Annotated in this window: 11 protein-coding genes; 7 read left to right on the top strand and 4 right to left on the bottom strand. The window is 74.1% G+C overall.

Going from position 1 to position 13,257, the window contains the following annotated elements:
* Positions 1-11: 11 nt before the first annotated feature.
* Positions 12-1,613 carry an acyl-CoA carboxylase subunit beta gene (locus ACFYQQ_RS11505; protein WP_355786141.1) on the bottom strand — a complete coding sequence of 534 codons (1,602 nt, stop codon included), beginning with the start codon at positions 1,611-1,613 and terminating at the stop codon, positions 12-14.
* 131 nt (positions 1,614-1,744) lie between these two features.
* On the opposite strand from ACFYQQ_RS11505, the gene ACFYQQ_RS11500 reads away from it, so the two are divergent.
* Both ACFYQQ_RS11500 and ACFYQQ_RS11495 read left to right on the top strand, forming a co-directional pair.
* The gene (locus ACFYQQ_RS11500; RefSeq protein WP_355786138.1) at positions 1,745-2,629 is read left to right on the top strand and encodes a biotin--[acetyl-CoA-carboxylase] ligase; all 885 of its coding nucleotides are present in this window, start codon (positions 1,745-1,747) and stop codon (positions 2,627-2,629) included.
* Positions 2,630-2,837: 208 nt separating this feature from the next.
* Positions 2,838-4,076: an adenylate/guanylate cyclase domain-containing protein gene (locus ACFYQQ_RS11495; protein WP_356170991.1), complete on the top strand. Its 1,239-nt coding sequence runs from the start codon at positions 2,838-2,840 to the stop codon at positions 4,074-4,076.
* Here the strand turns inward: ACFYQQ_RS11495 and ACFYQQ_RS11490 are convergent.
* A complete protein-coding gene (locus tag ACFYQQ_RS11490; RefSeq protein ID WP_388904285.1) occupies positions 4,051-4,719 on the bottom strand; it encodes a hypothetical protein in 669 nt (222 codons plus the stop codon). The two genes, ACFYQQ_RS11495 and ACFYQQ_RS11490, sit on opposite strands and share 26 nt — an antisense overlap.
* Before the next feature lie 201 nt (positions 4,720-4,920).
* Between ACFYQQ_RS11490 and ACFYQQ_RS11485 the strand changes: the two genes are divergently transcribed.
* The 4 genes from ACFYQQ_RS11485 (at position 4,921) to ACFYQQ_RS11470 (ending at position 11,275) form a co-directional block, all read left to right on the top strand.
* Entirely contained in the window at positions 4,921-5,727 is an 807-nt protein-coding gene (locus tag ACFYQQ_RS11485) for an enoyl-CoA hydratase-related protein (protein WP_356170997.1), read from the top strand.
* Between the two features lie 711 nt (positions 5,728-6,438).
* Positions 6,439-7,590, top strand: coding sequence for a sensor domain-containing diguanylate cyclase (locus ACFYQQ_RS11480; RefSeq protein WP_356238170.1), 1,152 nt, complete (start codon positions 6,439-6,441; stop codon positions 7,588-7,590).
* 120 nt (positions 7,591-7,710) lie between these two features.
* The gene (hutH, locus tag ACFYQQ_RS11475) at positions 7,711-9,249 is read left to right on the top strand and encodes a histidine ammonia-lyase (RefSeq protein ID WP_356171145.1); all 1,539 of its coding nucleotides are present in this window, start codon (positions 7,711-7,713) and stop codon (positions 9,247-9,249) included.
* A gap of 295 nt (positions 9,250-9,544) precedes the next feature.
* Entirely contained in the window at positions 9,545-11,275 is a 1,731-nt protein-coding gene (locus ACFYQQ_RS11470; RefSeq protein WP_356171003.1) for a DEAD/DEAH box helicase, read from the top strand.
* A 162-nt stretch (positions 11,276-11,437) separates the two neighbouring features.
* On the opposite strand, the gene ACFYQQ_RS11465 is transcribed toward ACFYQQ_RS11470, so the two are convergent.
* Together ACFYQQ_RS11465 and ACFYQQ_RS11460 are read right to left on the bottom strand one after the other, a co-directional pair.
* Entirely contained in the window at positions 11,438-12,184 is a 747-nt protein-coding gene (locus ACFYQQ_RS11465) for a DUF2625 family protein (RefSeq protein WP_356171006.1), read from the bottom strand.
* A 61-nt stretch (positions 12,185-12,245) separates the two neighbouring features.
* Positions 12,246-12,602 carry a hypothetical protein gene (locus tag ACFYQQ_RS11460; protein ID WP_388904405.1) on the bottom strand — a complete coding sequence of 119 codons (357 nt, stop codon included), beginning with the start codon at positions 12,600-12,602 and terminating at the stop codon, positions 12,246-12,248.
* Positions 12,603-12,733: 131 nt separating this feature from the next.
* On the opposite strand from ACFYQQ_RS11460, the gene ACFYQQ_RS11455 reads away from it, so the two are divergent.
* Entirely contained in the window at positions 12,734-13,078 is a 345-nt protein-coding gene (locus tag ACFYQQ_RS11455; RefSeq protein WP_355779531.1) for a hypothetical protein, read from the top strand.
* Positions 13,079-13,257 lie beyond the last annotated feature (179 nt).

The following is a 13,257-nucleotide window of genomic DNA, read 5'->3' as shown; positions in this document are numbered from 1 at the left end:
CTCCCTGGGGACTAGAGGGGGATGTTGCCGTGCTTCTTCGGCGGCAGGGACGCGCGCTTGGTCCGCAGCTGGCGCAGCCCCCGCACGACGTGGGCGCGGGTGTCGGACGGCATGATCACGCCGTCGATGTAGCCGCGCTCGGCGGCCGTGTACGGGTTCAGGAGGGCGTCCTCGTACTCCTGGATGAGCCGCGCCCGGGTCGCCTCGCCCTCCCCGGCGGCCTCCGCGGCCGCGATGGTGCGGCGGTGCAGGATGTTCACCGCGCCCTGCGCGCCCATCACCGCGATCTGCGCGGTCGGCCACGCCAGGTTGAGGTCGGCGCCCAGGTGCTTGGAGCCCATGACGTCGTAGGCGCCGCCGAAGGCCTTGCGGGTGATGACCGTGATCAGCGGGACGGTCGCCTCGGCGTACGCGTAGATGAGCTTGGCGCCGCGGCGGATGATGCCGGTGTGCTCCTGGTCGACGCCCGGCAGGAAGCCCGGCACGTCCACGAAGGTGAGCACCGGGACGTTGAAGGCGTCGCAGGTGCGCACGAACCGCGCGGCCTTCTCGCTCGCGTCGATGTCCAGGCAGCCCGCGAACTGCATCGGCTGGTTGGCGACGATGCCCACCGGCTGCCCCTCGACCCGGCCGAAGCCGGTGAGGATGTTCGGTGCGAAGAGCGCCTGCGTCTCGAAGAACTCCGCGTCGTCCAGGACGTGTTCGATCACGGTGTGCATGTCGTACGGCTGGTTCGCGCTGTCCGGCACGATCGTGTCCAGCTCGCGGTCCTCGTCCGTCGGCGTGAGGTCCGCCTCCTCGGGGAAGACCGGCGGCTCGCTGAGGTTGTTGGACGGCAGGTACGACAGCAGCTGCTTGACGTACTCGATGGCGTCCTTCTCGTCGCCCGCCATGTGGTGGGCCACGCCGGACGCGGAGTTGTGCGTGCGGGCGCCGCCCAGCTCCTCGAAGCCGACGTCCTCACCGGTCACCGTCTTGATGACGTCCGGGCCCGTGATGAACATGTGCGAGGTCTGGTCGACCATGATCGTGAAGTCGGTGATCGCGGGCGAGTAGACCGCGCCGCCCGCACAGGGGCCGACGACCAGGCTGATCTGCGGGATGACACCCGAGGCGTGGGTGTTGCGGCGGAAGATCTCGCCGTACATGCCGAGCGCGCTGACGCCCTCCTGGATGCGGGCGCCGCCGGAGTCGTTGATGCCGATGACCGGGCAGCCCGTCTTCAGCGCGAAGTCCATCACCTTCATGATCTTCTGCCCGAAGACCTCGCCCAGGGCGCCGCCGAAGACGGTGAAGTCCTGTGAGAACACGGCGACGGGGCGGCCGTCGACCGTGCCGTACCCGGTGACGACACCGTCTCCGTACGGGCGGTTCTGCTCCATGCCGAAGTCGGTCGAGCGGTGTCGCGCGAACTCGTCCAGCTCGACGAAGGAGCCCTCGTCGAGGAGGAGTTCGATGCGCTCACGCGCCGTCAGCTTGCCCTTGGCGTGCTGCTTCTCGACGGCGCGCTCCGAGCCGGCGTGCGTCGCCTCTTGGATGCGCCGCTGCAGATCCGCGAGCTTGCCCGCGGTGGTGTGGATGTCGGGGTGGTGCAGCTCTTCCGGCTCGGACATCGGGATGCGGCTCCCTGCCTGCTCAGTGGGGACGTGAGGGTGACGTGCTCAGGGGTTTGCTACTGACTCGTAGGGTAGTGGCGCGGATACCGTTCGGCAGTGCGGCGTTTACCACACCTAGGGTGGGTTGCATGACGCCGCGAGATTCCTCAGACGCGCACGACGAGCCCGGTGACGGCCCGCGCGCGAGCCGCTGGTCGGACCTGGACCGTCCGCCCCTGAACGTCGCCGCCCTGCGCCGGGCACTGGTCCGGGAGGGCGGCCTGTGGTCCTCGCTCGACGTGGTACCCGCGACCGGCTCCACCAACACCGACCTGGCCGGACGGGCCGGGACGCTGGCCGAGGGCGCCGTCCTCGTCGCCGAGGAGCAGCACGCCGGACGCGGCCGGCTGGACCGCCGGTGGACCGCTCCGGCCCGCTCCGGCCTCTTCTTCTCCGTGCTGCTGAAGCCCGCCGAGGTGCCCGTCGAGCGCTGGGGCTGGCTGCCGCTGCTCGCCGGGGTCGCCGTGGCGACGGCGCTGCCGCGCGCCGCGGGCGTGGACACGGCACTCAAGTGGCCCAACGACCTGCTGGTCACCGTCGACGGCGAGGAGCGCAAGGCCGGCGGCATCCTCGCCGAGCGGGCCGGCACCGACGGTGTCGTCATCGGCATCGGCCTCAACGTCACCCTGCGCAAGGACGAACTGCCGGTGCCGGGCGCCGGGTCGCTCGCCCTCGCCGGCGCCGTCTCGACGGACCGCGACACGGTCCTGCGGGCCCTGCTGCGCTCGCTGGAGGAGTGGTACGGCAGGTGGCGGGCGGCCGGCGGCGACCCCGCGGCCTCGGGTCTGCAGGAGACGTACGCCGCCGGGTGCGCGACGCTGGGTCGAGTGGTCCGGGCCGAACTCCCCGGGGACACGTCGATCACCGGTGAGGCGGTGGCCGTCGACGGTGACGGGCGCCTGGTGCTGGCCACCGAGGAAGGCGTGCAGCAGCCGGTGGGCGCGGGGGACATCGTGCACCTGCGGCCCGCCTGATCCGGGGCCGCCGATCGCCGGGCCCGGGGGCGTTCGAGAAGCGGAGCCCGGGGCAGGAGTCCCAGGTCGGCGCGGGAAGCGGCGGCCGGAGCGAAAGGTTTCGAGGCCGGCCCCACGACCGTACGAGTCAGGAGTGAGCCAGCGCACACCTGCCGTAGAGTTGAGCGCGGTCGATACCTGACCGCGGCAGATCGGAAGGGCAGCAGGCGTGACCGTCGACGACACGGGCTCCGGCACGGGTGCACACCCCGATCCCGACGCCGAGCCGGCGCGCACCGCCGAGCGGGCCGCCGACGCGCCGCGAGGCCGCACCGACGCGCACGGGCGTACGGACGCACCGGCCGGCCGCACCGAGGCGCACGACCGGGTGGACTCCGAGGACGACCAGGGTGAGGGCGACCCGCTCGCCCTGCGGCTCGAACAGCTCATCCTCGGCGCCGAGCGCCGCTACACCCCCTTCCAGGCGGCCCGCAGCGCGGGCGTCTCCATGGAGCTGGCGTCCCGTTTCTGGCGGGCCATGGGTTTCGCCGACATCGGCCAGGCCAAGGCACTCACCGAGGCGGACGTCCTCGCCCTGCGCCGCCTCGCCGGTCTCGTCGAGGCCGGACTGCTCAGCGAGGCGATGGCCGTGCAGGTGGCCCGCTCGACCGGGCAGACGACGGCGCGGCTCGCCGAGTGGCAGATCGACTCCTTCCTGGAGGGCCTGACCGAGCCGCCCGAGCCGGGCATGACCCGCACCGAGGTGACGTACCCCCTGGTCGAGCTGCTCCTGCCCGAGCTGGAGGAGTTCATCGTCTACGTCTGGCGGCGCCAGCTCGCCGCCGCGACCGGCCGGGTCGTCCAGGCCGCGGACGACGAGGAGATGGTCGACCGGCGGCTGGCCGTCGGTTTCGCGGACCTGGTCGGGTTCACGCGGCTGACCCGCCGTATGGAGGAGGAGGAACTCGGCGAACTCGTCGAGGCCTTCGAGACCACCGCGGCCGACCTGGTGGCCGCGCACGGCGGCCGGCTGATCAAGACCCTGGGCGACGAGGTGCTCTACGCGGCGGACGACGCCGGAGTGGCCGCCGAGATCGCCCTGCGCCTCATCGAGACGATGGCGAACGACGAGACGATGCCGGAGCTGCGCGTCGGCATCGCCTTCGGCACCGTGACCACCCGGATGGGCGACGTGTTCGGTACGACGGTGAACCTGGCGAGCCGGCTCACCTCGATAGCGCCGCGGGACGCCGTCCTGGTGGACGGGGCCTTCGCGGAGGAACTGGTCCGCACGAGCGAGGCACCCGCCTCCGAGGCGGAGGCCGCCGAGGCCGCGGCCGCCGCGGAGAAGGAGGGCGAGGAGCCGCCCACCTACCGCTTCGCGCTCCAGCCGATGTGGCAGCGGCCCGTGCGCGGCCTCGGCGTCGTGGAGCCCTGGCTGCTCACCCGCCGGGACGCGGCACCCTAGCCAGCGGGTCGACGCACAGCCCGATCACCGGAACGCACAGGCCCGGGTCGTCCGGGCCCGGGTCCGGCGCGCGCGTGCTGTGACTCGGGGCGGGCCGCGGCGCGGCGGACGTCGTGGGCGGCCTGGACGGGGCCGGCGGCGCGGAGGTCACCGGGTCCGCGGGAGCCTCGGGGATGCCGGTCCGGCCGGCCGCCGGGTCCACGGCCCGGGACTGCATGGGCGTGCCGGTCGGGGAGGTCGGGGAGGTCGGGACGACCGTCGCACCCGAGGTCGGGGTGGCGCCCGCCCCGCCCATCACGCCCGTCGCCGAAGGCGTCGCGGAGCCGGCCGTGGGCACCGGCTCGACGGTGGCGGCGGCGTTGTCCGCCGGGTCACTGGCCGCGCCGGACCCGTGGGGCCCCGCCTCGGTGCGTTCGCCGCCCCCGCCGAGCGGATCGGGCGTGAGCCGTACGAGGCTCAGCGCCCCGGCGGCCAGGGCGAGCCCGCCGACCGCGACGAGCGTGCGGCGCGGCCGTGGCCTGCGGTGCCGCCCCCGCACGGGGCGCGTCCACGACACGAGGCGGTCCTGGGCCTCCTTCGCGCCCGGCGGCGGTGCCGTCCGCGCCGTGTCCGGCGATGCTGTCGCTTGCGCTGTGTCCGTCATGCCGGTCCTCCCAGATGCGTCGGCGCCCCCGGGTGCGCTGTAGCGGTGCGCAGGTTATGCGCGGCTTGCGTGCCTACGGGGGGAGTTGGGGCCGGTGTCACCCGAACGAGGAGCCGGGCGGGGCGGGACGCCTTTTCCTCGGCGGCCCCGGCTGCGATGATCGGGACGTCGGTGTTAACCCGCGTTAACCAGGAGGGTGTCATGGCGGAGCAAGGGGACGAGCGGCGGTTCGGGGAGTTCGTCGCCGTACGGCGGCACGGGCATGTCGCGGAGCTCGCGCTCGACCGGCCCAAGGCGATGAACGCGGTGTCCACGGACATGGCCCGCTCCGTCGCCGGTGCCTGCGACGCCCTCGCCGCCGACCGTGACGTACGGGTGGTCGTGCTGACCTCCACGCACGAGCGGGCCTTCTGCGTCGGCGCCGACCTCAAGGAGCGCAACTCCTTCAGCGATGCCGATCTGCTGCGCCAGCGCCCGGTGACGCGGGCCGCGTACACCGGTGTGCTGGAGCTGCCGATGCCCACGGTCGCCGCGGTGCACGGGTTCGCGCTGGGCGGCGGTTTCGAGCTCGCGCTGTCCTGCGACCTGATCGTGGCCGACCGCACCGCCGTCCTCGGGCTGCCCGAGGTGTCCGTCGGGGTGATCCCCGGTGGCGGCGGTACGCAGCTGCTGCCCCGCCGGGTGGGCGCGGCCCGCGCGGCGGAGCTGGTCTTCACCGCGCGGAAGCTGCGGGCCGAGGAGGCGCGGGAGCTGGGCCTGGTCGACGAGCTGGTGGACGAGGGGCAGGACCGCGCGGAGGCGCTCGCGCTCGCCGCCCGGATCGCCGCGAACTCGCCGGTCGGCCTGCGGGCCGCCAAGCGCGCGCTGCGGCTGGGCCACGGCCTCGACCTGCGGGCGGGCCTGGAGGTCGAGGACGCCGCGTGGCGCTCGGTCGCCTTCTCGGGCGACCGCGCGGAGGGAGTCGCCGCCTTCAACGAGAAGCGAGCCCCCCAATGGCCGGGCGAGTGACCCCCACGACGACGTGATCGCCGGGCGCCGGGGCGTGTGGGTGCCATGCCCGCGTGGCGGGGACGTCGGGCCTGGGCTTCCGGGCGTCGTGCCCCCGTATTAGGGGTGCCGTGGGTAGGGTGCCCCTCGCCGCCCCGGGGCGAGGCGCGCGCCGAGGCTTCCGGGCGCCGTGCACCCGTTCCGGCGTTGCCGTCGCCCGGGCGTCCCTGCCCGGTCGGGGGGAGCCTCTGGGGGAGGCGAGGGTCGCGGCTTCCGGGCGCCGGGCCCATGGCAGGGGTCCCGTCGGCCGAGTGCCCCCGCTGGTGCGGGCGGCCTTCGGTGGCGCGGGGAGCGGAGTGCCCGTCAAGGCCGGGACTTCCGGGTGCCGGGCCCCGTATCGGGGGCGTCGTTGGCCGGGCGCCTTCGTCGGTGCCGGGCCGCGGCCTCGGTGATACGCGGGACGTCGCGCCCGACGGTCCGGGCTTCCGGGCGCGTGCCCCCGGCGCCCGTCGAACCTGGGGCTTCCCGGCGCCGTGCCCGGCGGGGTGACGGGCCCGGTCGGGTGGGTGCTGGGGTGGGTCTGAGTGTGCCGTGGGCCCCGGCGGTCTCCCGGTGTCTTCGTGGTCGCCGTCGTGGCGGGGGCGTTTGCCGGGCGTGGGCGGTACGGCCAGTCGGGCGTCTGTTCGGCGCACTGATCGCCCTAATTGTCGGAAATTTACCTAGCCTGTGGTGATGGGTGAGGACATTCGGCTGAGGGCCGTGGTGGCGCTGGCGCAGGGGATGGCGGCGGCGCACAGCCCGCGCGAGTCCTGGCGGGCCGCAGCGCTCGGCGCGTGCCGCGCGCTGTCCGGCAGCTTCGCCGCGCTCTCCGTGTGGGAGCGCGAACTCGGCAGGCTGCGCGTCCTGGTCAACGTGGGCGAGCGGGCGGACGACGAGGAGGAGTTCCCCGACGGGGAGTCCTACCCCGTGCACCAGTTCCCGGAGATCACCGAGTTCCTGCACGAGCGCTGGGCGTGCGGCGGCGAGCCCAACGCCTGGGTGGAGACGGCGGAGGGCCCCGCCGAGGGCCGCGCCGAGTACTGCCACCAGCGGGTCGCCGCCCTGCGCCGGCGCGGCCGCGGCTGCTGCGTCGTCGCGCCGATCGTCCTGCACGGCCGAGCCTGGGGCGAGCTGTACGTGGCCCGCCGCACCGGCGAGCCCGTCTTCGACGGCGGCGACGCCGACTTCGCCACCGTCCTGGCCTCCGTCGTGGCCGCCGGCATCGCCCAGACCGAGCGTCTGGAGGAGGCCCGCCGGCTCGCGTTCACCGACGCGCTGACCGGCCTGGCCAACCGCCGCGCCGTCGACGTACGCCTCGACGAGGCCGTCGAGCTGCACCGGCGTGACGGCGCCGTCGTCAGCCTCGTCGTCTGTGACCTGAACGGGCTCAAGCGGGTCAACGACACCCGGGGGCACGCCGTGGGCGACCGCCTGCTGGAACGTTTCGGGTCCGTGCTGTCGCTGTGCGGGGCGATGCTCCCCGGCGCCCTGGCCGCCCGTCTCGGCGGCGACGAGTTCTGTCTGCTCGCGGTCGGCCCGGCCGCCGACGAGGTCGTCCGCATCGCCGACGAGCTGTGCCGGCGGGCGGCCGAGCTGGAACTCGGCGACGGCGTGGCCTGCGGGGTCGCCTCGACCGAGGACCCGATCGGGCCCGTACGGTCCGCGCGCCGGCTCTTCCGGCTGGCCGACGCCGCCCAGTACCGCGCGAAGGCCGTGCGGGCCACGAGGCCGGTCGTCGCCGGGCGCGAGGGCCCCGACGACCCTGTCGTGCGCCTCGCGGACACCCCGCCGCCGGCCGCCGCGGAGCGCCGCCGCTTCCGGGGCCGGCACGAACCCCCGCCGTGATCCGGGCGGGGTCTGCCCCGGGTCCGGGAGCGCCTCTGTGACGTAGCCCGGAGTAAGGGGTCAACCGGCCACCCACTAGTGACATCGAGGAATTCACTGCGTACGCTCCTGAATATGGATATGCACACTGTGGTGGTGGGGACGTCGGGCGTGACCGCGTCCGACGTACTCGCCGTGGCGCGCGGCGGCGCCCGGATCGAGCTCTCCGGCGAGGCGGTGGCGGCCCTCGCCGCGGCCCGCGGGATCGTGGAGGCGCTGGCCGCCAAACCGGACCCCGTGTACGGCGTCTCGACGGGCTTCGGCGCCCTCGCGACCCGGCACATCAGCCCGGAACTCCGCGCCCAGCTCCAGCGCAACATCGTCCGCTCGCACGCGGCGGGGATGGGCCCCCGTGTGGAGCGCGAGGTGGTCCGCGCGCTGATGTTCCTGCGGCTGAAGACCGTCTGCTCGGGACGCACGGGCGTGCGGCCCGAGGTCGCGCAGACCATGGCCGACATCCTGAACGCGGGCATCACCCCCGTCGTCCACGAGTACGGCTCGCTCGGCTGCTCCGGCGACCTCGCCCCGCTCTCGCACTGCGCGCTGACCCTGATGGGCGAGGGGGACGCCGAGGGCCCCGACGGCGTCGTCCGGCCCGCCGGCGAACTGCTCGCCGAGCACGGCATCGCCCCCGTCGAGCTGCGCGAGAAGGAGGGCCTCGCCCTCCTCAACGGCACCGACGGCATGCTCGGCATGCTCGTCATGGCCCTCGCCGACCTGGACACGCTCTACAAGTCCGCCGACGTCACCGCGGCCCTCTCCCTGGAGGCCCTGCTCGGCACGGACAAGGTCCTCGCCCCCGAGCTGCACGCCATCCGCCCGCACCCCGGGCAGGGCGCCTCCGCCGCCAACATGCTGGCCGTGCTGAAGGGTTCGCAGCTCACCGGCCACCACCAGGACGACGCGCCGCGCGTACAGGACGCGTACTCCGTGCGCTGCGCCCCGCAGGTCGCGGGCGCCGGACGCGACACCCTCGCCCACGCCCGCACGGTCGCCGAGCGCGAGCTGGCCTCCGCCGTCGACAACCCGGTCGTGCTGCCCGACGGACGCGTCGAGTCCAACGGCAACTTCCACGGCGCCCCGGTCGCCTACGTCCTCGACTTCCTCGCCATCGCCGCGGCCGACCTCGGCTCGATCGCCGAGCGCCGCACCGACCGCCTGCTCGACAAGAACCGCTCGCACGGGCTGCCGCCGTTCCTCGCGGACGACGCCGGCGTCGACTCGGGCCTGATGATCGCCCAGTACACGCAGGCCGCCCTGGTCAGCGAGATGAAGCGGCTCGCCGTACCGGCCTCCGCGGACTCCATCCCGTCCTCCGCGATGCAGGAGGACCACGTCTCGATGGGCTGGTCGGCGGCGCGCAAGCTGCGGACGGCCGTGGACAACCTCACCCGGATCATCGCCATCGAGCTGTACGCCGCCACCCGCGCGATCGAGCTGCGCGAGGGGCTGACCCCGGCCCCGGCGTCGCAGGCGGTCATCGAGGCCGTGCGCGCGGCCGGTGTCGAGGGCCCCGGCCCCGACCGCTTCCTCGCGCCCGACCTGGCCGCGGCGGACGCCTTCGTCCGGGCCGGCCGGGTCGTCGCCGCCGTGGAGCCGGTGACGGGCCCCCTGGCCTGAGCCCCCTCCTGCACCGGCCGGGCGCGTCCGCGCGGGCCGGTGCAGGAGGTGCGGGTGGGGCCGCTGCCGATCGGGCGGCGGTCCCACCTGTGCTAAGGTCTCGTTGATACGCTATTCAGTTATCCCCTTACTTTCTGCGCCTGATCGGAATCTTCCGCAGGCGCGTTTTGTTTTGCAGAACGACGCCCCCGTCTGAATCGGGGACGCTCTTCTTTTGAGCCGGGGCCCGCACCTCTCGGGTGCGGGCCCCGACTCCTGCTCTTTATGGGGCCCAGGAAGGAAATCCAGAGCCAGCATGACTCGATCCGAACGCGCCGCCCGCACCACTTCGGGACGGCCCACCGGCGCCGCCGCCCGGCGTCCCCAGAAGAACGGCACCAGGGGCGCCGGCAAGGGCGGCCCGGTCCGCAAGGCCGTGGCGCCGCAGGAATTCTCGCTGCCCGAGACCGTCACGCCCGCACTGCCCGCCGTCGAGTCCTTCGACGCGCTGGACATGCCCGCCGCGCTGACGAAGACCCTCGCGGCCCAGGGTGTGACCGAGCCGTTCCCGATCCAGGCCGCCACCCTGCCGAACACCCTGGCGGGACGCGATGTGCTCGGCCGCGGACGCACGGGCTCGGGCAAGACGCTCGCGTTCGGACTCGCCCTGCTCGCCCGCACCGCCGGCCGCCGGTCCGAGCCGAGGTCGCCGCTCGCGCTGGTCCTGGTGCCCACCCGTGAGCTGGCCCAGCAGGTCTCCGACGCCCTCACCCCGTACGCGACCGCCGTCAACCTGCGGATGACCGTCGCCGTGGGCGGCATGTCGATCGGGCGCCAGGCCGGTGCGCTGCGCCGCGGCGCCGAGGTGCTGGTCGCCACCCCCGGCCGCCTGAAGGACCTGATCGAGCGCGGGGACTGCACGCTGGAGCGCGTCGCGATCACCGTCCTCGACGAGGCCGACCAGATGGCCGACATGGGCTTCATGCCGCAGGTCACGGCCCTGCTCAAGCAGGTCGAGCCGGACGGGCAGCGGATGCTGTTCTCGGCGACGCTGGACAAGAACATCGACCGGCTCGTCCGGATGTTCCTCACCGACCCGGTGGTGCACTCCGTGGACCCGTCGGCCGGCGCGGTGACGACGATGGAGCACCACGTGCTGCACGTCGCCGACGAGACCGACAAGAAGGCCGTCGCGATGCGGATCGCGGCCCGCGAGGGCCGGGTGATCCTGTTCGTGGACACCAAGCGCGGCGCCGACCGGTTCACCAAGCGCCTGCTGGCCAACGGCGTGCGCGCCTCCGCCCTGCACGGCGGACGCAGCCAGCCGCAGCGCAACCGCACCCTCGACCAGTTCAAGAACGGCGACGTCACCGCGCTCGTCGCGACCAACGTCGCGGCCCGCGGCATCCACGTCGACGACCTCGACCTCGTGGTCAACGTCGACCCGCCGACCGACCACAAGGACTACCTGCACCGCGGCGGCCGTACCGCCCGGGCCGGCGAGTCCGGCAGCGTCGTGACGCTCGTACTGCCCGAGCAGAAGCGGGAGATGACCCGGCTGATGGCCGACGCCGGCATCAGCCCGCGCACGGCCCGCGTCACCTCCGGCGACGAGGAGCTCGCCCGGCTCACCGGGGCGCGCGAGCCCTCCGGCGTCCCGGTCGTCATCGAGGTCCCCCAGCCCGTCGAGCAGCCGAAGCAGCGGCCCGGCAGGGCGTCGAGGCCGAGGGCCGCCGCCGGGACCGGCACGGGCCGGCGCACCGGCTCCGCGGGCCGCACCGGCGGCACCGGCACGGGCGGCCGTACGAACGGCACCGGCGCCGGGGGCCGCACGGCCGGCGGCACCGGAGGCCGTACGGGAACCTCCGCCGGCGGCCGTACCGGCGCGGGCACCGGAAGCCGTACCGGTTCGGGTACCGGGGGCCGTGGCGCCGCCGGTTCCGGAGCGGGCACGGGCGGTACGCGCTCGGGTTCGGGCGGCGGGCGCGGCCGGGGCCGCGCCCCGCAGCGCGGCGGCCAGGGCGGCGGCGGACGCAGCGCCGCCTAGGTCTGTCGTCCGGATCGGCGGGCGACCGCCGGTCACGGTCGGTGTTGTCCGGCCGAGAGGCCCTGCACTTCAGTCACGAGGTCCCGGCGCACCCGCGCCGGGACCTCGTGCTTTTTCGCGTCCGCGCGGACCTACCGGTGATGGCCTCCCGGCGGGCGCCGGTCACACGTCGCCCAGGAACCCCGGGTCCACGGAGTCGAGTTCCTGGCAGAAGTGCCTGTTGACGCCGAGGAGTTCGGCGAGCGGGACCGCGCGGCGGCTGGTCGCCGCCAGATCCCGCTTGGCCTCGGCCGACCACAGGAACGGCGCGACCGAGATCCCCTGCGACCCGGTCAGCGCGCCCGACTCGGCCCGCCAGCCGGGCCAGCGCAGCGTCTCGTAGAACTGCTCCATGCCGCCGGTCAGCAGCCAGGCGAGCCACGGGCCGTAGCCGGCGCCGAGCGCCTCCCAGCGCAGCGAGTCCGGCGCGAAGTACACCATCTCGCCGGGCTCGCCCGGCCGGCCCGAGACCTGCGGGTCCGCCCCGTTGAGGGCGAAGACGCCGCCCAGGACGTCGTGGCCGACGACGAGCGCGCCACGCGGCCGCCACCCGGGGTCGAAGCGCTCGGGGAAGCCGTTGACGGCGGCCAGTGAGGGCACCCCGCGCAGTCCGGGCGGCCCCGACGGCGCTCCGGGGCCGGGACTGCCGTAGACGCGCAGCCAGCCGCTGTCCAGCACCAGGCCACCGCAGTTGAGGACGAGCGCCCCCAGCCGGGAGCGCGCGGTGATCTGCATCTGGAGGAGGGACGCGCGCGCCCGCTCCGGGTCCACGGGGAGCACGTCGACGTGCACCTCGCTCGCGGCCAGGTCCGCGGAGAGGAGGGGCCACGCGGGCGCCTCGACGTCGGTCAGCTCGATCAGGTCTCGCATGGGTCCACCCGGGGGTCTCGCGGGCCGCGGCCGCCGTGCTCAACGGGCCGTCGTACGTTGCTCAGAAGGCGGTCGCGCGCTCCCGTCGCACCGAGTACGCCACGAACCCGGCCCCGAGGCCGAGGAAGAGCGTGCCCCCGACGACGTAGGGCGTGGTGTCGACGCCGCCGGTGTCGGCGAGCCGGGTCCCGTCACCGTCACCGTCGCCCGTCGTCTCGGCGGAGGTCCGTGTGACGTCCGTGGACGTCGAGGTGAGGGAGGGGCCCGAGGAGTCCGACCAGGCCGACGAGTTCGCCGAACCGGCCGAGGTGCGGGTCATGGACGCCGAGTGCTGTGCTGGGTCGTCCTGTGTGGCGTTGGCGGACGGAACGAACCACAGGGCCCCCAGCAGGGTCCCGGCGGCGGTGGCGGTCAGCAACGATCGACGTGCGGCGGACACGGAATATCGATCCCCTTGTGGCGCTGGCGAATTGGCCGTGTGGGGCGATGCTAATGAAAGGCGTGGGTCGTGGGAAAGTCGCGCATCGTGTGGGTCGTACGCTCCCTCCCATGAGTACTCCTGAGACATCACGGTTTGTACGGCTTCGGGTCGAACTGGTGCTGGAGGTCGGCGACGCCGACGCCGTCACCAAGGCCGCCCTGCAGCGGATCGCCGGGGACACCGACATGCCGGCCGACGAGCGGACGCACGCCGAGGGCGCGGTGACGGAAGACACTGCCGAGGCCCTCGCGTATCTCGTCGACCCGTTCGACCTGGTCAGCGAGGTGCCCGGGATCGAGCTGGCCCAGGCGTCGTGGAGCAGCGAGCAGATCGACTACGACCCCGATTCGCCGGATTGGGACCTGGACGAGGATGATGCTGCCGAGGACGACGAGGAGAACGGACTCGGCTGACGCGACTTGGGGAAAAGGTGACCCCGGGGGGCAACCGCCGTCCGGGGTTTCTTCGTCTCACCAGGCGCACTGACCACCTGAGCACCACGGTCGGTCCCGGTCCGCCCGTCGGGCCGGTCGATCAGACGTGGCGTGGCCCACACATCCGAGGGATGTGGAACGGGACGTACCGGTCGTAG

Source organism: Streptomyces sp. NPDC005496, from assembly GCF_042872045.1.
Taxonomy (GTDB): domain Bacteria; phylum Actinomycetota; class Actinomycetes; order Streptomycetales; family Streptomycetaceae; genus Streptomyces.
The sequence above is the reverse complement of the archived record's forward strand: the minus strand, read 5'-3'. Positions and strand labels throughout refer to the sequence as shown.

Excerpts from the sequence above, each read along its gene's own strand:
- ACFYQQ_RS11505 (WP_355786141.1), bottom strand. The coding sequence starts at position 1,613 with ATGTCCGAGCCGGAAGAGCTGCACCACCCCGACATCCACACCACCGCG.
- ACFYQQ_RS11500 (WP_355786138.1), top strand. The coding sequence starts at position 1,745 with ATGACGCCGCGAGATTCCTCAGACGCGCACGACGAGCCCGGTGACGGC.
- ACFYQQ_RS11490 (WP_388904285.1), bottom strand. The coding sequence starts at position 4,719 with ATGACGGACACAGCGCAAGCGACAGCATCGCCGGACACGGCGCGGACG.
- ACFYQQ_RS11485 (WP_356170997.1), top strand. The coding sequence starts at position 4,921 with ATGGCGGAGCAAGGGGACGAGCGGCGGTTCGGGGAGTTCGTCGCCGTA.
- ACFYQQ_RS11480 (WP_356238170.1), top strand. The coding sequence starts at position 6,439 with ATGGGTGAGGACATTCGGCTGAGGGCCGTGGTGGCGCTGGCGCAGGGG.
- hutH (WP_356171145.1), top strand. The coding sequence starts at position 7,711 with ATGCACACTGTGGTGGTGGGGACGTCGGGCGTGACCGCGTCCGACGTA.
- ACFYQQ_RS11470 (WP_356171003.1), top strand. The coding sequence starts at position 9,545 with ATGACTCGATCCGAACGCGCCGCCCGCACCACTTCGGGACGGCCCACC.
- ACFYQQ_RS11465 (WP_356171006.1), bottom strand. The coding sequence starts at position 12,184 with ATGCGAGACCTGATCGAGCTGACCGACGTCGAGGCGCCCGCGTGGCCC.
- ACFYQQ_RS11455 (WP_355779531.1), top strand. The coding sequence starts at position 12,734 with ATGAGTACTCCTGAGACATCACGGTTTGTACGGCTTCGGGTCGAACTG.